The sequence below is a fragment of the Streptomyces sp. NPDC047315 genome (genome assembly GCF_040643215.1).
Taxonomy (GTDB): domain Bacteria; phylum Actinomycetota; class Actinomycetes; order Streptomycetales; family Streptomycetaceae; genus Streptomyces.
In genome coordinates this window covers 1-21,404 of sequence record NZ_JBEYTZ010000046.1, presented here as the reverse complement: position 1 = coordinate 21,404, position 21,404 = coordinate 1, and the positions used below count along the sequence as shown (strand labels likewise).

Here is a 21,404-nt window from a genome sequence, read left to right as displayed (position 1 = left end):
CGCCGCCCCCACCAGGAGAGACGTATGCCGCACCTCGCCGAGGAGCTGGCCGCCTGGGCCACCGCCCTCCAACCCTCGCCCCAGGACCTGGACCTGGCCGAGCACGCGCTACGGGACACGGTCGCCGTCTCCCTGGCGGCCCGCGGCCACCCCGTGGCCCGGCTCGTCGCGGACCTGCCCGAGGCCGCCCGCTGGGCCGCCGTCGGCCACGTCCTCGACTTCGACGACCTCCATCTGCCCTCGACCGCGCACATCTCCGTGGTCTGCGTGCCGGCCGTGCTCGCCGCGGGCGGCGGCGCGCGCGAGTACCTCGCAGCGGCCGGCGTGATGGCCCGGCTCGGCGTCGCCCTCGGCTGGGGGCACTACACCAGCGGCTGGCACGCCACCTGCACGGCGGGCGCACCGGCCGCTGCCGTCGGCGCCGGGCTCGCCCTCGGGCTGGACGCCGAGGGCCTGGCGCGGGCCATCGCCCTGGCGCTGCCCGCGGCCGGCGGCGTCCAACGCGCCTTCGGCACGGACGCCAAGTCCCTCCAGGTCGGGTTCGCGGCCGACGCGGGCGTACGCGCCGCGCGGCTCGCCGCAGCCGGCGCCAGCGCCGACCCGTCGGCCCTCGACACCTGGCTGCCCCTGGTCGGAGGCGACCGCGCCGCGCTGGACCGCACCGCCTTCGACCCGGCGGACCCGGCCGTCCCCGGCGGTCTCGCCACGAAGGTCTTCCCCTGCTGCTACGCCGTGCAGCGCCCCATCGGCGCGGTGCGGGCCCTGCTCGCGCAGCGACCCGTCGACCTCGACCCGTCCGACGTCGTGCGCATCGTGGTGCGCACGCCCGATGCGGCGGTCCACCCGCTGATCCACCCCCGGCCGCGCACCGGCCTGGAGGCGAAGTTCAGCCTGGAGTACGGGGTGGCCGCGGCGCTCCTGGACCACCACCCGGGCTTCGTCTCGTACACCGACGACCAGGTGCGCCGCCCCGCCGCCCAGCGGCTCGTCTCCCTCGTCGAGGTGGTCGGCGAACCGGACGGCGGCGCCGGGCTGCTGACCGGCGCGACGACGGTGGAGATCACCACCGTGGACGGCGCCGTCCACACCGCGACGCTCGCCCTGCCCCCGGGCTCCCCCGAACTGCCGGCTACCGCCGAAGAGTTCGCGGCGAAGCTGGCCGACTGCGGCCCGCACGTGCCGGACCTGATGAGCGGTCTCGACTGGACCTCGGCCGCCGCCCTGCTGCGCGCGGCCTTCCCCACCGCCCCCGACGAGGAGTACGCATGAACCGGCTGCCGCTGGAGGGCATCACCGTCGTCAGCCTGGAACAGGCCGTCGCCGCGCCCTTCGCCACCCGTCAGCTCGCCGACCTCGGCGCGCGCGTCATCAAGGTCGAACGCCCGGGCTCCGGCGACTTCGCCCGCGGCTACGACGAGTCAGTGCTCGGCCAGTCCAGCTACTTCGTCTGGCTGAACCGGTCCAAGGAGTCCCTGACGCTCGACATCAAGACGCCCGGGGGTCGGGAGGCCCTGGAGCGGCTGTTGGCCGAAGCGGACGTCTTCGTGCAGAACCTCGCGCCCGGCGCGACCCGCCGGCTCGGCCTCGGCGCACAAGAACTCGCCGACCGCCACCCCTCCTTGGTCGTGTGCGACATCTCCGGCTACGGCAGCAGCGGCCCGTGGGCCGACCGCAAGGCGTACGACCTGCTGGTGCAGTGCGAGACCGGGTTGGTGTCGCTCACCGGCTCCCCCGCCGAGCCCGCGAAGGTCGGCATCTCCATCGCGGACGTCGCCGCCGGAATGCACGCGTACTCGGGGATCCTCACCGCCCTGTACGAGCGCCGGGCCACCGGCCGGGCGCGCGCGGTCGATGTGTCCCTGTTCGAGGCGCTCGCCGAGTGGATGGGCTCCCCCGCGTACTACACGGCGTACTCCGGCACCCAGCCCGCCCGGGTCGGCGCGCAGCACGCGACGATCGCGCCGTACGGCCCGTACGACGCCGCCGACGGCAAGACGGTGCTGCTCGCGATCCAGAACGAACGCGAATGGACCTCCTTTTGCGCCGTGTTCCTCGGGGACGCGACGCTCGCCGCCGACGCCCGGTTCGCCAAGGGCTCCTCGCGGGTGGCCCGCCGCGAGGAGCTGAACGCGATCGTCGCGGCGCGCTTCGCGGAGCTGACCGCGGCCGAGGCGGTCGCCCTGCTCGACGAGGCGAAGGTGGCCAACGCCCGGCTGAACTCGGTCGCCGAGTTCTGGGACCACCCCGTCCTCGCCGGCCGCGACCGCTGGCGCGAGGTGGCCACGCCCGGCGGTACCGTCAAGGCGCTGCTGCCGCCCGCCTCGCTGGACGGCCTCGATCCGCGGATGGACCCGGTGCCCGCGGTGGGCGAGCACACCGACGCCGTGCTGCGCGGCCTCGGGTACGGGGAGACCGCCGTTTCCGCCCTGCGCGCCGAAGGCGCCGTGTGACCAGCGAAGGAGAGCCGCGCATGACCCCAGGAGAGCCGCGCATGAGCAGCAGTGCCTACGAGCAGATCGCGTACGCCGTCGAGAGCGGTGTCGCCACCGTCACCCTGAACCTTCCGGAGGCCCGCAACGGCTACACCCGGCGGATGGCCGACGAACTCGCCGCGGCGCTGCGGGTGGCGGACGCCGACGAGCGGGTCCGCGTCGTCGTCCTGACCGGCGCGGGCAAGGACTTCTGCGTCGGCGCCGACCTCTCCGCCGGCGACGGGAAGGGGAAGGGGTTCACCCAGGAGGTGGATGCTGCGACGGCCGCGCAAGTCGAGGCCGGGACCTATCAGGAGCCGGCGGGCCTGGTGACGCGCGTGCTGTACGCGCTGAACAAGCCGGTGATCGCGGCCGTGCGGGGCGCCGCAGTCGGCGTCGGTTCGACGCTGCTGCTGCCGGTCGACTTCCGACTCGCCGCGCACGACGCGAAGTTCGGCTTCCCCTTCACCCGCCGCGGCATCGTGCCCGAGGGCGCGTCGACGTGGTTCCTGCCCCGGCTCGTGGGGCTCGGCCGGGCCATGGACTGGCTGGTGTCCGGGCGGATCGTACCGGCGACGGAGGCGCTGGCCGCGGGCCTGGTGACGAGCCTGCACGAGCCGGACGAGGTGCTGGCGGCGGCGTACGCGCTGGCGCGGGAGCTGGCCTCGACGACGGCCCCTGTGTCGGTGGCCGTCACCCGGCAGTTGGTGTACCGCATGGCGTGGGCCGACTCGCCCGAGGAAGTGCACCGGCTGGACTCGCGCCTGGTGTTCGACACGGTGCGCGGCGAGGACGCGAAGGAGGGCGTGCGGTCGTTCTTCGAGCGCCGCGAGCCGCGGTTCTTGGGGCGGGTGCCGGGTGATCTGCCGCGGTACCTGCCGTGGGCGGCGGACGCGGACGAACGCTAGGGGGTGCGCCTGGACGGAGCCGCCGTTTCCCTGCGGGTGCGTTGGTCTCTGCGGCCCGTCTGCGGCTGTTCGCGCAGTTCCCCGCGCCCCTAGGCACCCTCGCCGTTTCCCCACGGAGTCAGTGGCCACTGCGGGCCGGTGGTGGGTTGTTCGCGCAGTTCCCCGCGCCCCTGTCTCGCTGCCCCCGTCACTTGTCTGCGGACCGGGGGAAGGGTATTTGGGGGCGCTGGGGGTCCCCCACGCCCTCTGGACGTAGGGAGCGGAACTGCGCGACAAGCCCACCACCGGGCCGCAGTAGTCATGGTTCCCGCGGGGAAGCGGCGAGGGCATTGGGGGGCGCGGGAACTGCGCGAGAAGGCCACCGTCGGGCCGCAGACGCCGTCACTGTATATCGGTCACGGCGTCGGCGCGTATGGCGTCGGGTCCGCGGGGATCGGGCCGAAGCCGGCGAACAGGCTGGACGCAAGGGTCAGGGCGCGGGCGCGGAGTTCCTCGCGTGGTAGGCCGTACAGCGGTACGGGGCCCTCGAAGCCGGGTTCGAAGGGGGCCACGGCGAGGTGCGGCAGCAGCACGCTGACGAGCGCGGCGAACGCCTCCGGGTCGGCGCCGGGACGGAAGTCGCCGCGCTGCACGGCCTGCCGGGCGAGCGAGGTGACCTCGGCGGAGTAGAGCCGGCGCGCGGGGGCGTGCACCGCGGCGCGCACGTCCGGGTCGATCTCCAGGTGGGTGGCGGCGATGACGCCGCGCTCCAGCGGATGGTCGGCGAAGTAGTCGACCCAGGCCAGCACCCCGCCGCAGAAGAAGGCGTGGTAGCCGGTGCCGTCGGGGATGTCGCCGAGCCAGGGCGCGAGCGCGTCGCGGACGCCTTCGGCCGCGGTCTCCGCGACGTGCTGGAAGAAGTCGAGCTTGTCCTCGAAGTACTGGAACAGCGACCCCTTGGCGACGCCGGCGGCGCGGGCCACGGTGTTCAGGCTCCCGGCGGAGTAGCCGTGCCGCCCGAACTCCGCCATCGCGGCCCGGACGATCCTCTCGCGGCGCCCGGGGTCGAGGCGCTGCCAGGTGGCGGTGGGCACGGGACCTCCGATGGGGCGCGGCGCGGCTGTGGGCGCCCCATCATTCCAGCCGCGCCGCCCGGGCGATCAGCTCCCCTCGCCTCCGGTCGCGAGGTCGTCGCGCAGCACGCGCTTGAGGACCTTGCCGCTGGGGTTGCGCGGCAGTTCGGCCACGACGTGCACGACCCGCGGCTTCTTGTACGAGGCGATCCGCCCGCGCGTGAAGTCGATCAGGTCGTCGGCCGTGACGGGCCCCTCGGTCGGCCGCAGGACGACGGCCGCCGTCACCGCTTCGCCCCACTTCTCGTGCGGGGTGCCGAAGGCGGCGACGTCGAGGACGGCGGGGTGCTCGGCCAGCACGGACTCGACCTCGATCGGGTACACGTTCTCGCCGCCGGTGATGATCATGTCCTTGATGCGGTCGGTGATGAAGAGGTAGCCGTCCTCGTCGAGGTAGCCGGCGTCGCCGGTGCGCAGCCAGCCGTCGGCGGTGAACAGGGCCGCGTTCTCCGCGGGCCGCTGCCAGTAGCCGGGGGTGACGTGGTGGGAGCGGGTGAGGATCTCCCCCACCACCGTCGGCGCCACGTGCTCGCCCGTGACCGGGTCCGCGATGGCGACCTCCACGTCGGGCCGGGTGTTGCCCGCGGAGCGCAGCAGCCTCGCGCGGGGCCCGTCCACGACGTGGTCCTCGGGCAGCAGCCGGGACGCGGAGCCGGTGGTCTCGGTCTGCCCGTACTTCTGGTAGAAGCCGCAGCCGAAGATCTCCATGGAGCGGCGCAGCAAGGCGGGGGTGATCGGGGAGGCGCCGTAGACGATCAGCCGGAGTGCGGAGAAGTCCCGCTCGCCGATGCCGGGCAGCGTCGTCAGGAGGTGGAGCATCGCGGGGACGAAGAAGGCGTGGGTGATCCGGTGGCGCTCCATGACGTCGACGACGGTCTGCGGCACCAGGTCGGGGACCATGACGGTGTGGGCGCCCGCGCTGAGCGCGGTGACGAGCCAGCCGGTGCCGGCGATGTGGAAGACGGGCATCGCGTTCAGGGCGACGGCGGTCTCGGTCCACTCCATCTCGCGGAGCTGGTAGTCGCCGGCGCTGACGTTGCGGAGGGTGAGCTGGACGCCCTTGGGCAGTCCGGTGGTGCCGGAGGTGTACAGCTGGAGGAAGACCGCGTCCTCGGTGCCGGCCCCGGGGTCGGTGTCGTCCGCGGCGGTGAGCCACTGCTCGTAGTCGTACCCGTAGTCGTGCTCGTCGGTGCCCGCGCCGCCGTCGACGACCAGCGGGACGGCGCCGGGCAGCGCCGCGCGGGCGGCCCGGGCTCCTGGGAGGAACTCGCGCTGGGTGAGCACGGCGGCGAGTTCGGCGTCACGGGCGACGGCGACCAGTTCGGGTTCGGCCAGCCGCCAGTTCAGCGGGGTGGCGACGAAGCCGGCCTTGGCACAGCCGACGAGGAGTTCGGCGCAGGTGCTGCCGGGGCGGACCAGATAGCCGACGCGGGCGCCGGGCGACAGGCCCACGGCGAGCAGCGCCCGGGCGACACGGTTGCTGCGCCGGTCGAGCTGGTCGTACGTCAGCGTTCGCGTGCCCTCCGTGACGGCGGGTGCGTCGGGACGCCTGGCGGCGTGGCGGCGTACGGCGTCGGGCAGGAACGGGCTCATGCGGGGTGACCTCCATCGACGTGGGACCAGCGACGAAGCCGTGGCAGGGCGGGGAAGGTGGGCGCATCGGCCCGGGAAGGGGGGTGGGGCCGGGGCGGCGCAGGGGGGCGCGGCTGCACCCCCACCGTATGACCGGGTGGTCATGTGGTGATGGATCGAGCCTCGCCGCCCTGCTCCGCGGTGTCAATACGCTGGACGACGGGAACTGAACGAACGTCCAGCAAAATAGCCGCCCGGGGCGCCCGTCAGGCCCTCGGGCCGCCCGCCACGTACAGCACCTGACCGGACACGAAGCCCGCCTCCTCCCGGACGAAATACGACACGGCCGCCGCGATGTCCGCCGGCGCCCCGACCCGGGCGACCGGGATGTTCGCCGCTGCCCTGGCCTTGAAGTCGTCGAAGGACAGGCCCACCCGCTGCGCGGTCTTCGCGGTCATGTCGGTGGCGATGAAGCCGGGGGCGACGGCGTTCGAGGTGATGCCGAACTTGCCCAGCTCGATCGCGAGGGTCTTGGTGAAGCCCTGGAGGCCCGCCTTGGCGGCCGAGTAGTTGACCTGGCCGCGGTTGCCGAGGGCGGCCGTGGACGACAGGTTGACGATCCGTCCCCAGCCGGCGGCGGTCATGTGCTTCTGCACGGCCCGGCTCATCAGGAACGCACCGCGCAGATGGACGCCGATGACCGCGTCCCAGTCCTGCTCGGCCATCTTGAACAGCAGGTCGTCCCGGGTGATGCCGGCGTTGTTGACCAGGACGAGCGGGGGGCCGAGTTCATCGACGACCCGTGCGACGGCGGCTTCGACGTGCTCCGCGTCGGCGACGTCCACCCCGACGGCGAGGGCCCGGCCGCCCTGCTGTTCGACGGCGGCGACGGTGTCGGCGCAGGCGTCCTCGTCCAGGTCGAGCACGGCGACGGCGAAGCCGTCGGCGGCCAGGCGCAGGGCGGTGGCGGCGCCGATGCCTCGGGCGGCTCCGGTGACGACGGCGACCTTCTGGACGGTCTCGGACATGGCGTTCTCCTTGCAGGTGGTGTCGGGACGGTTCAGCGGAAGGTGGCCCGGCCGGTCACGGCCGGCGCCGCGCCCGGCACCCCCGCGGCAAGGGCGGCCCCGTCGCCGTCGGGCCCGCCGCCGACCTCGAAGACGTGCGGCGCGAACAGGGGGGCCGTGGAGCGGAAGGCGAACGAGGCGACCTCGCGGTGCGGTGCGTGGCGGCGCGGCAGTTCGAGCAGCGCGAGCGCCAGCAGCGGGCCGTGGACCACCAGGTCCGGATGGCCCTCGACACCGGTGGCGTAATCGCGGTCGTAGTGGATGCGGTGCGCGTTGTAGGTGAGGGCGCTGAAGCGGAAGAGCAGGGTGGGGTCGGGGGTGAGCCGGTACGACCACGGGGCCTCGGACGCCGTGGGCTCCGGGGCGGCCGGCCGTGCCCCGGTCGGCGTCGGAGGTGCCGGTTGCTTGTAAACGAGGTCCTGTTCCTCGGTGGTCCGCACCGCACCGTCGACGAGCAGCAGATGGCGCACCGTCACCAGCAGCAGCCAGCCGGACCCGCCCTTGCGCGTGCGGACGCGTGCCACCTCCGAGCGGCGGGTGAGGAGGTCGCCGACGCGGACGGGGGCGTGGAAGGTGAGCCGGCCGCCGCCGAACATCCGGCGCCGCTCGGGCAGCGGCGGCACGAAGAGCCCGTCGTGCGGGTGGCCGTCCTCGCCGAGCCCGGCCTGCGCGGGCCGGTCGAGCAGATGGAGCCAGTGCCACAGCGGCGGTAGCGCGTCACCGGGGGCGCACACGGCGTCCGGCTGGTCGAAGAGGGCGGACAGCGCCTGCGCGGGGCCGGCCGTGACGTGCTCGCTCACCTCCGCGGGAGGGGGCCGCCAGTCGGCCTCGACCGCCCGGAACGCCTCGGGAGCCGTGCTCATCCCAGCGCCTCCTCGGTGCCGAGCAGCGCCGTCGCCTGGCTGGACAGCACGCCGCCGTTTCCGTTGACCAGCGCCACGCGGGCGTCGGCCCGTTGGCGCTCGCCGCACTCGCCGCGTAGCTGTCGCACCGCCTCGATGATCAGGAAGATCCCGTACATCCCCGGGTGGCAGTACGAGAGTCCCCCGCCGTTGGTGTTCACCGGCAGCTCCCCGCCGGGGGCGATCCGGCCGCCGGAGACGAACGCGCCGCCCTCGCCCTTGGCGCAGAAGCCCAGGTCCTCCAGGAACAGCAGGGTGTTGATGGTGAAGGCGTCGTAGAGCTGGAGTACGTCGACGTCGGCGGGGGTCAGACCCGCCATGGCGAAGGCCCGACGGCCCGAGTCGACGGCTGCGGTCGTCGTCAGGTCGGGCATCTGGGAGATCGAGCGGTGCCAGGTCGCCTCGCCGCCGCCCAGGAAGTACGCGGGCGTCGCCTTCAGGTCACGGGCCCGCTCGGCGCTGGTGAGGATCACCGCGCCGCCGCCGTCGGTGACCAGGCAGCAGTCCTTGCTGGTCAGCGGGTGGCTGATCATCTGCGACGAGAGGACGTCGGCCACGGTGAGCGGGCCCCGGCCGTAGGTGAACGCCTTCGGGTTGAGCTGCGCCCACGCCCGGGCGGCCACCGCGACCTCGGCGAGCTGCTCGCGCGTGGTGCCGTACTCGTGCAGGTGCCGGGAGGCGGCGAGCGCGTACATGGAGACGGGGTAGCGCGGCTTGTACGCCTCCTCCCAGGGCAGCAGCTTCGTGGGGGAGACCAGCCGGCCGCCGTCGGAGCGCTGGGTGGAGCCGTAGGCGATCAGCGCGGTGGTGCACTGACCCGCCTCGATGGCCAGGGCCGCGTGCAGCAGATGGGAGACGAAGGAGCTGCCGCCGATGTTGGTGGAGTCGGCGTACCGGGGGCGTAGGCCCAGGTACTCGGCCACGTCCAGGGTGGGGAAGGGCAGGTAGGAGGAGGCGCAGAAGAAGCCGTCGACGTCGGACTTCTGCAGGCCGGCGTCCTTGAGGGCGCGGGCGGTGGCCTGCCCCATCAGATCGAAGTGGGTCAGCCCGGGGGCGACGTGGCCGAGGTCGGATTCGGCGACGCCGACGACGGCGACCCGGCCGCGCAGGTCGGTGCTCACGGGGCCACCTCCAGCGGGTGGAAGACGCCGAGGGGTTCGCCGCCGTCGGCGGTCACGGTGAAGGAGACCCGGGCGCCGATGCGGACCTGCTCGGGCGCCGTTCCCTCGACGCGGCTCATCATCCGGAACCCTTCGTCGAGGTCGACGAGTGCGACGTTGTACGGATCGGTGCCGCGCTGGTGCAGCACGGTCGTGGCGTACACGGTGCCGAGGCCGCTGCTCACCCGCCACCGCAGCTCTTCGGAGCCGCAGTGCGGACACAGGGCGCGGGGGTGGAAGACCGCGCGGTGGCAGTCCTCGCAGTGTTGGAAGCGCAGTTCACCGGCGGCCAGGCCGTCCGCGTACGCCTGCGCGGGAACGGGAACGGGAACGGGAACTGACCCGGGGACGGGGACGGGGACGGGCCCGGGCGCGGGGGCCGGGGCGGTCATCGGCGGCCTCCCTTGTCGATCCGGTGGCGGGCGACGTGCTGTTTGGCGATGACGTTGCGCTGGATCTCGTTGGTGCCCTCGCCGACGATCATCAGGGGCGCGTCGCGGAAGTACCGTTCGACGTCGAACTCGGTGGAGTAGCCGTAACCGCCGTGGATCCGCACCGCGTTGAGGGCGATCTCCATGCACACCTCGGAGGCGAAGAGCTTGGCCATGCCCGCCTCCATGTCCGCGCGCTGCCCGGCGTCGACGCGGGCGGCGGCGTCCAGGGTGAGCAGTCGGGCCGCGCTCAGCTTGGTCGCGGCGTCGGCCAGGTAGTTGCCGATGGACTGGTGCTGCCAGATGGGCCGGCCGAAGGTGTGGCGTTCCTGGGCGTAGCGGGTGGCGTCGTTGAGGGCGGCCTGGGCCACCCCGAGTGCTCGGGAGGCGACCTGGATGCGGCCGATCTCCAGGCCGCGCATCATCTGGGCGAAGCCGACCCCGGGTTCGGCGCCGAGTACGGCGCCCTCGGGCACCCGGACCGCGTCGAAGACCAGTTCGCAGCTTTCGACGCCCTTGTAGCCGAGCTTGGGCAGGTCCTTGGAGACCTCGTAGCCGGCTTCCTTGTCGACGAGGAGGATGGAGAAGCCCTTGCCCTGCTCGGGCTCGGTGCGGCACAGCAGGGCGATCAGCCCGGCCCGGCGGGAGTTGGTGATCCAGGTCTTGGACCCGTTGATCGTCCACTGCCCGTCGGCGAGGGTCGCCCTGGTCGACATGGCCTGGAGGTCGGAGCCGCCGCCGGGCTCGGTGAGCGCCATCGTGGCGCGCAGTTCGCCGGTGGCGAGCCGGGGCAGGTAGTCGGCCCGCTGCTGCTCGGTGCCGAAGGTGCGGATGAGGTACGTGACGACGGAGTGGCCGCCCATCGCGCCGGACAGGGACATCCAGCCGCGGGCGAGTTCCTGGGCGACGAGGGCGAAGCAGGCGGTGGAGACGTCGACGCCGCCGTGCTCGGCGGGGGCGAGGAGGCCGAAGACGCCGAGCGCCTTCATCTGCTCGACGAGCTCCCCGGGGTATGCGTTCGCGTGCTCCAACTCCCCGGCGACGGGCAGCACCTCGTTGTCGACGAAGTCGGCGACGACCTCGACGATCGCGCGTTCGTCGTCGGACAGCGCCCCGATGAGGGGAATCTCGGTCATGGCCATGGTCACTGCACACCCTTCTGGCCCGCGCCCTTGAGCAGGGCCCGGCCGACGATCAGCTTCTGGATCTCGCTGGTGCCCTCGTAGATGCGGAACAGCCGGGCGTCGCGGAAGCAGCGTTCGACGACGGTGCCGCGCATGTAGCCCATGCCGCCGTGGATCTGCACGGCGAGGTCGGCGGCCTTCGACACCATTTCGGAGCAGTACAGCTTGGTGGCGGAGGGGCGGATCCTGCGGTCCTCTTCGGAGTCGTACTTCTGCGCGGCGTCCAGGACCATCGCGCGGCCGGCGAGCACTCCGGTCTGGATCTCCGCGAGCATGGCCTGCACCAGTTGGAACTCGCCGATGGGCCGGCCGCCCTGCTTGTTGGCGGCGGCGTACGCGACGGACTCCTCCAGGATCCGTTCGGCCATGCCGACGCAGAGCGCGGCGATGTGGATGCGCCCGCGGATCAGGGACTTCATGGCGGCGCCGAAGCCGGCGCCTTCCGCGCCGCCGACGAGCGCCCCCGCCCCCACGCGGACGTCGTCGAAGAAGACCTCCGCCGTCCAGGCACCGGCCTGGCCCGTCTTGTGGTCCTTCGGCCCCACGCTGACGCCGGGGAGGTCGGCCGCCACCAGGAAGACGGAGATGCCCTTGGTGCCCTCGCTCTGCTCGCCGGTGCGTGCGAAGACCACGAACAGGTCGGCGATCGGAGCGTTGGTGATGAACCGCTTGACCCCGTTGAGCACGTATCCGTCGCCATCGCGGACCGCCCGGGTGGTGAGCCCCGACGGGTCGGAGCCGGCCTCGGCCTCGGTCAGGGCGAAGGAGGCGATCGCGCCTTCGGCGAGCCGGGGCAGCCAGCGCCGCTGCTGCTCCTCGGTGCCCGCGTTCACCAGCACCTTGCCGGCGATGCCGTTGTTGGTGCCGAACATGGACCGGAAAGCGGGGGTGGTGTAGCCGAACTCGAAGGCGAGTTGGACGTCCTCGTGCAGCGTGGCGCCGAGTCCGCCGTGCTCCTCGGGCAGGGTGTAGCCGAAGAGTCCCATCTCGACGGCCTTGCGCCGGACGGCGTCCGGTACGGCGTCGGTCGCCTCGATCTCGTCCTCGCGCGGTACGACGTCCTCGCGGACGAGGCGGCGGACCGCGTCCCGTACCGCCTTGAATTCAGCGGCGTCCATGTCTGGTGTCCCTTCTGCGGGTGAACCGCGCCTTGCGGATGTCGGGGTTCAAAGGAGTCCGTGGCTCAGAGGAGTTCGAGGACGGTCGCGTTGGCCATGCCGCCGCCCTCGCACATCGACTGGAGGCCGTAGCGGATGCCCCGGTCCTTCATGTGGTGGACGAGGGTGGTCATCAGGCGGGCGCCGGAGCCGCCGAGGGGGTGGCCGAGCGCCATGGCGCCCCCGTTGGGGTTCATCCGCTCGTAGTCGGCGCCCGTCTGCCGCTGCCAGCCGAGGGAGACCGAGGCGAACGCCTCGTTGATCTCGTACGCGCCGATGTCGTCGAGGGACAGGCCCGAGCGGCGCAGGGCCATGGCGGTGGCGGGGATCGGGCCCTTCAGCATGGTGACGGGGTCGACTCCGGTGACCACGCCGGTGTGGAAGCGGGCGAGCGGGGTCCAGCCGTGGCGGGCGGCGATCTCGCTGGTGGTCAGGAGCAGGGCGGCGGCGCCGTCGGAGATCTGGGAGGCGTTGCCGGCGGAGACGACGCCGTCCTCCTTGAACGGCGTCTTCAGACCGGCGAGCGCTTCGAGGCTGCCGCCCCGGCGGACCCCTTCGTCGGTGTCGAAGACCCGCTCGCGGCCCTCGTCGTCGATGACGGTGACGGGGGCGATCTGCCCCGCGAACCGACCCTCGTCGGTGGCGCGGGCGGCGCGGGCGTGCGAGTCGAGGGCGTGCTGGTCGAGTTCGGCCCGGTTCAGGGCGAACTCCTCGGCGATCATTTCGGCGCCGATGCCCTGGTTGAAGACGTAGTGGTCGTAGCGCTCGGCGACCAGCGGGCCGTACGGCTTGCCGAACTGGCCGCCCGCGCGGGTGGCGCCCATCGGGACCCGGGACATCGACTCCACGCCGCCGGCGACCACGATGTCGCACTGTCCGGCGATGATGCCGGCGGCGGCCAGGTGCACGGCCTGCTGGGACGAGCCGCACTGGCGGTCGACGGTGAGGCCGGGGACGTGCTCGGGCCAGCCGGCGGCGAGCACGGCGTAGCGGCCGATGGATCCGGCCTGCTCGCCGACCTGCGAGACGCAGCCCCAGATCACGTCGTCGACGCTGCCCGGATCGAGCCGGGTGCGCTCGGCGACGGCCTTGAGGACGTGGGCCGACAGGTCGGTGGGGTGGATGCCGGACAGGGCGCCGCCCGGCTTGCCCTTGCCCACGGGGGTGCGTACGGCGTCCACGATGACTGCGTCACGCATGGCGAACTCCTTGGTGGTGTGAGGCGGTTAGCGAGGGGCCATGCGGATGGAGCCGTCGAGGCGGATCGTCTCGCCGTTGAGCATGGGGTTGGTGACGATGGCAGCGGCGAGTTGGGCGTACTCCTCGGGCCGGCCCAGCCGGCTCGGGTGCGGCACCTGGGCGCCGAGCGAGTCTCGGGCCTCCTGCGGGAGGCGGCCGAGCAGCGGGGTCTCGAAGAGCCCGGGGGCGATGGTCATCACCCGGATCCGCGCGGCGGCGAGGTCGCGGGCGATCGGCAGGGTCATGCCGACGATGCCGCCCTTGGAGGCCGCGTACGAGCACTGGCCGATCTGACCGTCGTAGGCGGCCACCGACGCGGTGTTGACGATGACGCCGCGGTCACCGTCGAGCGGGTCGTTGCCGCCCATGGCGGCGGCGGCCAGCCGGATGACGTTGAAGGTGCCGATGAGGTTGACCTCGACGACCTTGCGGAAGCGGTCGAGGTCGTAGGGGCCGTCCTTGCCGACCGTGCGGCCCGCGCCGCCGATGCCGGCGCAGTTGACGGTGATCCGCAGCGGGGCGAGCGCGGTGGCCGCGGCGACGGCGGCGCTGACGTCGGCCGGCGCGGTGACGTCGCCGGGGACGAAGACGCCGCCGAGCTCCCGGGCGACGGCTTCGCCGTCGGAGGTCGGCAGGTCGAAGACCACGACGTGCGCGCCGGCGGCGCCGAGCAGCTCGGCGGTGGCGCGGCCGAGGCCGGAGGCCCCACCGGTGACGAGGGCGGACGAGGTGGGGTCGATGCGCATGGGGTGTCCCTCTCGGGCTGTGGAGGCGGGCGGGTCTACAGGCCGAGGTCCTTGGCGATGATGGTCTTCATGACCTCGCTGGTGCCGCCGTAGATGCGGGTGACGCGGGTGTCGGCGTACAGCCGTGCGATCGGGTACTCGGTGACGTAGCCGTAACCGCCGTGGAGCTGGAGGCACTTGTCGATGACGCGCCCGGCGGCCTCGGTGCAGAACAGCTTCGCCCTGGCGGCGTCGGCCACGGTCAGCTCGCCCGCGGCGTGCAGCTCCAGGACCCGGTCGGCGAACAGCCGGACGGCCTGGACCTCCGTGGCGCACTCGGCGAGCACGAACTTGGTGTTCTGGAAGGCGGCGACGGGCTGGCCGAAGACCGTGCGGTCCTTGACGTACGCGGTGGCGAACCGCAGCGCGGCCTCGGCGGCGGCGGCTTGGCCGAGGGCGATGGCCAGGCGCTCCTGGGCGAGGTTGTGGGAGAGGTACGAGAAGCCCTTCCCCTCCTGCCCCAGCAGGTTCGCCACCGGGACCTCGACGTCGACGAAGGACAGCTCGGCGGTGTCGGAGGTCTTCATGCCGATCTTCGTCAGCTTGCGGCCGACGGAGAAGCCGTCGGACGCGGATTCCACGCAGAGGATGGAGAGCCCGGCGCGGCGGTCCTCGGGGTCGTAGGGCGCGGTGCGCGCGACGACCAGGACGAGGTCGGCGAGCGCGCCGCCGGTGATGAAGGTCTTCGCACCGTTGAGGACGTAGTGGGTGCCGTCGTCGGAGAGGGTGGCGCGGGTCTGGATGTTGGCGAGGTCGGAGCCGGTGCCGGGCTCGGTCATCGCGATCGCCGTCATCAGGTCGCCGCTGACGAAGCCGGGCAGCCAGCGGCGCTTCTGCTCGTCGGTGGCGTACGCGAGCAGGTAGGGCAGGATCAGGTTGGCGTGCACGGAGTAGCTGCCGAAGGTGACGCCGGCACGGGCCGTCTCCTCCATGACGACGGCCTGGTACGTGAAGCCCTCGCCCGCGCCGCCGTACTCCTGCGGCACCTCGATGCCGAGGATGCCCAGCTCACCGAGGCGCCGGTAGAAGTCGCGCGGCGGGTGGCCGTCCTCCTCCCACTCGTGGTGGACGGGGACTACCTCCTTCTCGATGAAGTCCCGGAGCGTCTGACGGAACGCTTCGTGTTCCTCGTTGAAGACCGTACGGCGCACGGCAACCTCTTCTCGCGTGGGGTGACGGGTCGGCGACCGCCGATGTGGGCTGAGTCGCAGCTTTACTCATCGAACGATCGTTAAGTTATGTTGTACCGCAAGCCCTGTCCAGGTGACCTGCTTCACGCGGGCCACCCACCTCACCGGAAGGACCCAGTTCCATGACCGGACGCACCGCCTCCACAGGGCGCACCGCCCTCGCCGGGCGCACCCTCCTGATGTCGGGCGGCAGCCGCGGCATCGGCCTGGCCATCGCCCTGCGGGCCGCCCGCGACGGCGCGAACGTCGCACTGCTCGCCAAGACCGACCAGCCCCATCCCCGGCTGCCCGGCACCGTGCACACAGCGGCCGAAGCGATCGAGGAGGCGGGCGGGAAGGCGCTGGCGATCGTCGGTGACGTCCGCAGGGACGAGGACGTCCAGCGGGCGGTGCGGGCCACGGTGGAGCGCTTCGGCGGGATCGACGTCGTCGTGAACAACGCGTCCGCCATCGCCCTGCAGAACCCCGGCGAACTGCCCGTCAGGCGCCACGACCTGATGATGGAGGTCAATGTGCGCGGCACCTTCCTGATGACCTCGCTGGTGCTGCCGCACATGCGCGCCTCCGACCACGCCCAGGTGCTGACGCTGTCGCCGCCGCTCAACCCCGATGCGCGGTGGCTGCGCGACCACGCCCCGTACACGGTGAGCAAGTACGGGATGACCATGCTCACGCTGGGCGTCGCCGAGCAGCACCGGGCCGGCGGCCGGCTCTCCGCGAACTGCCTGTGGCCGCGTACGACCATCGCCACGGCGGCCACCGCGAACATGCGCGGGGCGGACGAGTCGCTACGCGTCAGCCGTACGCCGCAGATCATGGCGGACGCGGCCCACGCGGTCCTGGTCCGACCGGCCGGGCACACCACGGGGCAGTGCCTGATCGACGAGGACGTGCTGCGCGGCGAGGGCGTCAGCGACTTCGCCGGCTACCGCGCGGACCCCGCGGCCACCGAGCCGCTGCGCACCGACATCTTCCTCTGAGTCGGGCACCGCGGAGGGCAGAACGGGCCCGGGGGCGTCGTGGATCCACCACGCCCCCGGGCCGCTTTCAGTGCGCCAACGTGCGCAGCGCGCGCAGATAGCCGGGGCGGTCGACCATCTCGCCGTCCACCGCGACCGCGCCGGCCCCCTCCCCCAGCGCCTCGTACGCCGTGACGACCCGCGTCGCCCGCGCGACCTCGTGCGCGGTGGGGGCGAACTCCTCGTGCGCCAGGGCGACCTGGTCCGGGTGGATGCAGAACTTCCCGGTGAGACCGACGGCGCGGGCCCGCCGCGCCTGGACGCGGAAGCGGTCCGCGGCGCGGAAGTTGGTCTCGGGGCCGTCCAGGGCGCCGATCCCGGCCGCTGCCGCGGCGTTCGCCAACCGGGCGCGGGCGTGGCCGAGTTCCTCGCCGTCCGCGCTGCGGGGCACGCCGAGCGCCGCGGTGTAGTCCTCCGACCCGAGCGACACCGCGTCCAGCCGGGGCGTGGCCCGGCAGATCTCCTCCAGCCGGCCGAGCGCGGCGGGCGACTCGATCCAGGCCATCAGCCGTATCGAGCCGGCCGTCAGCGAGCGGACCCGTTCCAGGTAGGTCAGGTAGTGGTCGACCTGTGCGAGGGTCCGTCCGTCGTCGACCTTCGGCAGGTGCAGACCGTGCAGGGCGGGGCCCACCAGCGCGTCGAGGTCCGCCTCCAGGAGGCCGGAGTCCAGCGCGTTGGGCCGTACCCACAGCTCACGCCCCTCGGCGGGGAAGTCGGGGAGGGCGGCGGCGACCAGGCGCCGCGCCCGCTCCTTGTCGCCGACGGCGACCGAGTCCTCCAGGTCGAAGGCGACCGCGTCGGCCGGCACGTCCCGGGCCTTGGTCAGGAACCTCTCGCTGCCCCCGGGCACCGAGAGCAGCGAACGCAGCCGGCGCACGCGGGCGCTCACCGGCCCTCGCCCCGGGCGGGCGGGTCGAGCCGGAAGACGGGGAGTCCGTCGGGGGCGATCTCCCGCACGCTCACGGCCGCCCCGTACGGTGTCAGCCCGGGCGGTGCGCCCTCGACGGTGGCCCGCATCCGTATCCCGTCGCCGAGGTCGACCACGGTCACCAGCCGGGGCCGGTGGCCCTTGCGCCGGACCTCCACCGCGCTGCACACCTTGCCGCGGCCCTCGCTGCACACCCACTGCAGATCGGTGGAGGAGCAGGCAGGGCAGAGCAGCGAGGTGCGCAGCACGACGGTGGTGCACCAGTCGCAGCGCTGGAAGCGGAGTTCCTTGACCGGCGTCGGCGGTCCGATGAACCGCTCCCGTTCGACGGTACGCACGTACATGGGGGTTGCTCCCTATCTCAGGCGTGGGCCGGACTCAGTCGTGGGCCGGCTCGCCGCGGTGGCGCCCGCGCAGTTCGGTCTTGAGCACCTTTCCGGCCGCGGAGACCGGCAGGGCTTCGAGGAAGTGGACCTCACGCACCCGTTGGTAGGGCGCGACGTGGTCGGCGACGTGCGCCATGAGACGGGCGGCGAGTTCCGCGTCCGCGCGGTGGCCGGCGCGCGGGACGACGTAGGCGACGGGGATCTCCCCGGCCTCCGGGTGCGGCACGCCGACGACGGACGCCTGGGCGACGGCGGGGTGCCGGTGCAGCAGGTCCTCCAGCGGCGTCGGGTACACGTTGTACCCCTTGTAGATCAGCATGTCCTTGGCCCGGCCGACGAGGAAGAGCCAGCCGTCCTCGTCGAGGCGTCCGAGGTCGCCGGTGCGCAGCCAGCCGTCCCGGAACTGCTCCGCGGTCAACTCGGGGTGCCCCTGGTAGCCGTCGGCGATCTGCGGGCCGCGGGCCCACACCTCTCCCGTCTCGCCGACGGGCAGGGCGGACGCGCCGTCGAGGGTGCGGATCTCGATCTCCGTGTCGAACACGGGCGCGCCGACGCTGCCGCGGGGGATCGTCCCGTGGCGTTCCATGGGGTGGGTGGTCAGGGCCATGGTCGCCTCGGTCAGTCCGTACCCCTCGATGACGCAGGCGCGCGGGAAGAGGTCGTGCAGCCGGGCGAGGGTGTGGGAGTCGATGGGGGCGGCGCCGGAGTTGACGACGCGCACGGAGCTGAGGTCGGCCTCGTCGATGCCGGGGAGGGCGAGCAGGGCGTGGAAGAGGGAGGGCGATCCGGGGACGGAGGTGACCTGGTGGCGCTCCACGGCGCGGACGTACCCTGCGGCGTCGAAGCGTCCGAAGACGACGACGGTGGTGCCCATCAGGACGCTGAGGTTCTGGCTGACCAGGCCCATGGCGTGGAACATGGGCGCGAGCGCCAGGCTCGTGGAGCCTTCGGCGGGGAAGGTGTGCGGGGTCCGGGCCGCGGCGACGGGTTCCAGGACCAGGCCGCCCGCGTCGTCCACGCGCGGCAGGGCGCCGGCCCGCCAGCAGGCCATCTGGAGCGTGTTGGCGACGACGTTGCGGTGCAGCACGCGGACGGCCTTGGAGCGGCCGGTGGTGCCCCCGGTGAAGGAGAGGTGGGCGAGGTCGTCGCCCGAGACCGCGGTTGCGGGGGCGGGTTCCGCGGTGAGCAGGTCTTCCAGGCGTACGGTGCCGCGCGCCTCAGGCCGGTCCGTGGCGCGGGCGTCCGGGACCTCGACGGTCAGGCGCAGACCGGGGACGTCGGCGCGCTCCAGCGCCGCCCGGGTCGTGGGGTGCGTGAAGGCGGCGACGGCGCGGGCTTCGGCCAGCTGTTCGCCGAGGGCGGCCGGCGGCAGGGTGGGGTTGACGGGGGTGACCACGGCGCCGGCGAGCAGGACGCCGTAGTAGGTGACCGTGAACCAGGCCGAGTTGGGCTGGTGGAGTGCGACCGTCTCACCGGGGCGGACGCCGCGCTCCCGCAGTCCCTGGGCGATGCGCAGGGCGTGGTCGTGGACCTCGGCGAAGGTCAGCGAGAAGTCGCCGTCGTGCAGGGCGACGCGGTCGGCGAAGCGGCGGGCCGCTCCCGCGAGGACGTCCCCGACGGTGCGGTCCGGGTAGTCGAGCCGGCGCGGCATCCCGGCCGGAAGGTAGTGCCTCACCCGATGATCCCCTTCTGACGCAGTGCGGTGATGTCCGGTTCGTCGAGTCCCGCGGTGCGCAGGATCTCGTCCGTGTGCGCCCCGACGGGCGGCGCGGGGTCGGGCGGCGCGGTGGGCGTGCCGGTGAACCGCGGCGCGGGCGCGGGCTCGGGGCCGCCGTGCCCGCCCGTGCGGTAGGTGCCGCGGGCGACGTTGTGCGGGTGCCGTGCCGCCTCGCCGAGGGAGAGCACGGGCGTCACGCACGCGCCCTGCCCCTCGAAGTCCGCCGCCCAGGCGTCGCGGGGGCGGGTGGCGAAGAGGGCGGTGAGCTTCGCCCGCATCGCGGGCCAGGCGTCGCGGTCGCGCTGCCGGGCGAAGTCCGGGTCGTCGGCGAGGTCGAGCACGCGCAGCAGGGACACGTAGAACTGCGGCTCGATCGCCCCGAGGGCGACGTGGCCGCCGTCGGCGCAGCGGTACACGCCGTAGAAGGGGGCGCCGCCGTCGAGCAGGTTGACGCCGGGCCGGTCCTCCCAGGCGCCCTGGGCGAGGAATCCGTAGGTCATCGCGAGCAGCAGCGCGGTGCCGTCGGTCATGGCGGCGTCGACGACCTGGCCCCGTCCGGTGGCGCGGGCGTGCAGGACGGCGCTGACGAGCCCGAGGGCGAGCAGCATGCCGCCGCCGCCGAAGTCGCCGACGAGGTTGACGGGGACGACCGGGTCTCCCCCGGCGGGGCCGATGGCGTGCAGCGCGCCGGCGAGCGCGATGTAGTTGATGTCGTGGCCGGGCTCCTGCGCGAGCGGTCCGTCCTGGCCCCAGCCGGTCATGCGCCCGTACACGAGCGCGGGGTTGGCGGCGAGGCACACGTCCGGGCCCAGCCCCATGCGTTCCACGGCGCCGGGGCGGAACCCCTCGACCAGGGCGTCCGCGCCGGCGACCAGTCGACGGACGAGCGCCACGCCCTCGGGGTGCTTGAGGTCGACGGTCATCGACCGCCTGCCCCGGTGCAGTACGGGGAACTTGGCGGCGGTCCCCCGCTCGGCCGGCCGGTCGATGCGGACGACGTCGGCGCCGAGGTCGGCGAGGAGCATGCCGCAGAACGGGCCCGGGCCGAGGCCGCCGAGTTCGACGACCTTGATCCCGGTCAGGGGGCCGGTGCGCGGCGCCGCGGGCGTCGCGGCCCGCGCGGCGGCGCTCATCGGCCGGTCCAGCGCGGCGCGCGCTTCTCGGCGAAGGCCCGCGGGCCCTCCTGGGCGTCCTCGGAGGCGAAGACGGGGCCGGTGAGCGCACGCATCCGCGCCCATTCCTCGTCGGCGTCCCAGGTGGCCGCCTCGGCGATCACCTGCTTGGTGACGCGTACGGCGAGGGGCCCGTTGGCGGCGATCGTACGGGCCAGCTCCAGCGCGGCGTCGAGGGCCGCGCCGGGCTCGGCGAGCCGGTTGACCAGGCCGTAGCCGTGGGCGCGTTCGGCGTCCAGGAGGTCCCCGGTCAGGGCGATCTCCATGGCGATCTGGTACGGGATGCGGCGCGGCAGCCGCAGCAGTCCGCCGCCGGCGGCGACGAGGCCGCGCTTGACCTCGGGGATGCCGAAGCGGGCGTTTTGGGCGGCGACGACCAGGTCGCAGGCGAGGACGATCTCGCAGCCGCCGGCCAGGGCGTACCCCTCGACGGCCGCGATCATCGGCTTGCGGGGCGGGGCCTCGGCGATCCCCGCCAGGCCCCGGCCCTCGACGACGGGGCGTTCGCCCCGCAGGAACGCCTTGAGGTCCATCCCGGAGCAGAACGTCCCGCCCGCGCCGCTGATCACGCCGACGGCCTGGTCGTCGCGTCGATCCAGCTCGTCGAGCGCCGCGGCGACGCCCTCGGCCACGGCCCGGTCGACGGCGTTGCGGCTGTCGGGGCGGTTGATCGTGATGACGGTGGTGCCGTCGGCACGGAAATCAGCGAGTACTGCGTCGGCCATTGAGGGCTCCCGGCTGCGATACACGGATCTGCGATCTCACGACAAACCAGCTCGTCGACGCTAGCTTGTCGAACATTCGTTAAGTTACGTTCCCCTGGAGCACCTGTCCAGGTTCAGATCGACGACGCGTTCGGGCTGCGGTCCCAAAAGCACGTGCGTCGGCCTCCGGCTCGAAGCCGGAGGGCCCCGCACGGGGGGATGGGGTAACAGTTACGAAGAGCGGCGGGGTGGGGAAGAGGGGTTGTTGATGGGTGTTGATCGCGGTGGGGGCCGGATGAT

Annotated in this window: 20 protein-coding genes; 4 read left to right on the top strand and 16 right to left on the bottom strand. The window is 73.2% G+C overall.

From position 1 onward, the window contains the following. Window positions 1-24 precede the first annotated feature (24 nt). Genes ABZ842_RS34975 through ABZ842_RS34965 form a run of 3 tightly spaced genes read left to right on the top strand, consistent with a single transcriptional unit; the run spans window position 25 to window position 3,379 of the window. A complete protein-coding gene (locus ABZ842_RS34975) occupies window positions 25-1,269 on the top strand; it encodes an MmgE/PrpD family protein (protein ID WP_361546458.1) in 1,245 nt (414 codons plus the stop codon). Then, window positions 1,266-2,450 carry a CaiB/BaiF CoA-transferase family protein gene (locus ABZ842_RS34970; protein WP_361546455.1) on the top strand — a complete coding sequence of 395 codons (1,185 nt, stop codon included), beginning with the start codon at window positions 1,266-1,268 and terminating at the stop codon, window positions 2,448-2,450. The genes ABZ842_RS34975 and ABZ842_RS34970 overlap by 4 nt, the downstream gene beginning before the upstream one ends. A gap of 41 nt (window positions 2,451-2,491) precedes the next feature. Beyond that, the gene (locus tag ABZ842_RS34965) at window positions 2,492-3,379 is read left to right on the top strand and encodes an enoyl-CoA hydratase-related protein (RefSeq protein WP_361546452.1); all 888 of its coding nucleotides are present in this window, start codon (window positions 2,492-2,494) and stop codon (window positions 3,377-3,379) included. 395 nt (window positions 3,380-3,774) lie between these two features. On the opposite strand, the gene ABZ842_RS34960 is transcribed toward ABZ842_RS34965, so the two are convergent. The 11 genes from ABZ842_RS34960 to ABZ842_RS34910 all read right to left on the bottom strand — a co-directional run bounded on the left by ABZ842_RS34960 (window position 3,775) and on the right by ABZ842_RS34910 (window position 15,139). Continuing rightward, window positions 3,775-4,452 (bottom strand): TetR/AcrR family transcriptional regulator, encoded by a 678-nt coding sequence (locus tag ABZ842_RS34960; RefSeq protein ID WP_361546449.1) that lies wholly within the window; start codon window positions 4,450-4,452, stop codon window positions 3,775-3,777. Between the two features lie 66 nt (window positions 4,453-4,518). Beyond that, entirely contained in the window at window positions 4,519-6,084 is a 1,566-nt protein-coding gene (locus tag ABZ842_RS34955) for a long-chain-fatty-acid--CoA ligase (protein WP_361546446.1), read from the bottom strand. 245 nt (window positions 6,085-6,329) lie between these two features. Further along, entirely contained in the window at window positions 6,330-7,091 is a 762-nt protein-coding gene (fabG, locus tag ABZ842_RS34950; RefSeq protein WP_361546443.1) for a 3-oxoacyl-ACP reductase FabG, read from the bottom strand. A gap of 32 nt (window positions 7,092-7,123) precedes the next feature. Further along, a complete protein-coding gene (locus ABZ842_RS34945) occupies window positions 7,124-7,993 on the bottom strand; it encodes a MaoC family dehydratase N-terminal domain-containing protein (protein WP_361546438.1) in 870 nt (289 codons plus the stop codon). Further along, window positions 7,990-9,153 carry a thiolase gene (locus ABZ842_RS34940; protein WP_361546435.1) on the bottom strand — a complete coding sequence of 388 codons (1,164 nt, stop codon included), beginning with the start codon at window positions 9,151-9,153 and terminating at the stop codon, window positions 7,990-7,992. Before ABZ842_RS34940 ends, ABZ842_RS34945 begins: the two co-directional genes overlap by 4 nt. Next, entirely contained in the window at window positions 9,150-9,584 is a 435-nt protein-coding gene (locus tag ABZ842_RS34935; RefSeq protein WP_361546432.1) for a Zn-ribbon domain-containing OB-fold protein, read from the bottom strand. The genes ABZ842_RS34940 and ABZ842_RS34935 overlap by 4 nt, the downstream gene beginning before the upstream one ends. After that, window positions 9,581-10,759 carry an acyl-CoA dehydrogenase family protein gene (locus ABZ842_RS34930; protein WP_361546429.1) on the bottom strand — a complete coding sequence of 393 codons (1,179 nt, stop codon included), beginning with the start codon at window positions 10,757-10,759 and terminating at the stop codon, window positions 9,581-9,583. Before ABZ842_RS34930 ends, ABZ842_RS34935 begins: the two co-directional genes overlap by 4 nt. 8 nt (window positions 10,760-10,767) lie before the next feature. Then, on the bottom strand, window positions 10,768-11,925 hold the full coding sequence (locus tag ABZ842_RS34925) for an acyl-CoA dehydrogenase family protein (protein ID WP_361546426.1): 1,158 nt from the start codon (window positions 11,923-11,925) through the stop codon (window positions 10,768-10,770). Window positions 11,926-11,990: 65 nt separating this feature from the next. Beyond that, window positions 11,991-13,163: a thiolase family protein gene (locus ABZ842_RS34920; RefSeq protein WP_361546423.1), complete on the bottom strand. Its 1,173-nt coding sequence runs from the start codon at window positions 13,161-13,163 to the stop codon at window positions 11,991-11,993. 27 nt (window positions 13,164-13,190) lie between these two features. After that, window positions 13,191-13,949 (bottom strand): SDR family NAD(P)-dependent oxidoreductase, encoded by a 759-nt coding sequence (locus ABZ842_RS34915; RefSeq protein WP_361546420.1) that lies wholly within the window; start codon window positions 13,947-13,949, stop codon window positions 13,191-13,193. Window positions 13,950-13,984: 35 nt separating this feature from the next. Continuing rightward, window positions 13,985-15,139, bottom strand: coding sequence for an acyl-CoA dehydrogenase family protein (locus ABZ842_RS34910; protein ID WP_361546417.1), 1,155 nt, complete (start codon window positions 15,137-15,139; stop codon window positions 13,985-13,987). Window positions 15,140-15,300: 161 nt separating this feature from the next. On the opposite strand from ABZ842_RS34910, the gene ABZ842_RS34905 reads away from it, so the two are divergent. Further along, the gene (locus ABZ842_RS34905; protein ID WP_361546414.1) at window positions 15,301-16,158 is read left to right on the top strand and encodes an NAD(P)-dependent oxidoreductase; all 858 of its coding nucleotides are present in this window, start codon (window positions 15,301-15,303) and stop codon (window positions 16,156-16,158) included. A 67-nt stretch (window positions 16,159-16,225) separates the two neighbouring features. Here the strand turns inward: ABZ842_RS34905 and ABZ842_RS34900 are convergent, their stop codons facing one another. From ABZ842_RS34900 to ABZ842_RS34880, 5 genes are read right to left on the bottom strand one after another with little or no spacing between them, the layout of a single operon-like run. After that, window positions 16,226-17,086, bottom strand: coding sequence for a CoA ester lyase (locus ABZ842_RS34900; protein WP_361546411.1), 861 nt, complete (start codon window positions 17,084-17,086; stop codon window positions 16,226-16,228). Continuing rightward, on the bottom strand, window positions 17,083-17,469 hold the full coding sequence (locus ABZ842_RS34895; RefSeq protein ID WP_361546408.1) for a hypothetical protein: 387 nt from the start codon (window positions 17,467-17,469) through the stop codon (window positions 17,083-17,085). Before ABZ842_RS34895 ends, ABZ842_RS34900 begins: the two co-directional genes overlap by 4 nt. Window positions 17,470-17,503: 34 nt before the next feature. Beyond that, window positions 17,504-19,186, bottom strand: coding sequence for an AMP-binding protein (locus ABZ842_RS34890; protein ID WP_361546405.1), 1,683 nt, complete (start codon window positions 19,184-19,186; stop codon window positions 17,504-17,506). Next, on the bottom strand, window positions 19,183-20,361 hold the full coding sequence (locus ABZ842_RS34885; protein ID WP_361546402.1) for a CaiB/BaiF CoA-transferase family protein: 1,179 nt from the start codon (window positions 20,359-20,361) through the stop codon (window positions 19,183-19,185). The genes ABZ842_RS34890 and ABZ842_RS34885 overlap by 4 nt, the downstream gene beginning before the upstream one ends. Continuing rightward, entirely contained in the window at window positions 20,358-21,125 is a 768-nt protein-coding gene (locus ABZ842_RS34880) for a crotonase/enoyl-CoA hydratase family protein (protein ID WP_361546399.1), read from the bottom strand. The genes ABZ842_RS34885 and ABZ842_RS34880 overlap by 4 nt, the downstream gene beginning before the upstream one ends. Window positions 21,126-21,404: the final 279 nt, after the last annotated feature.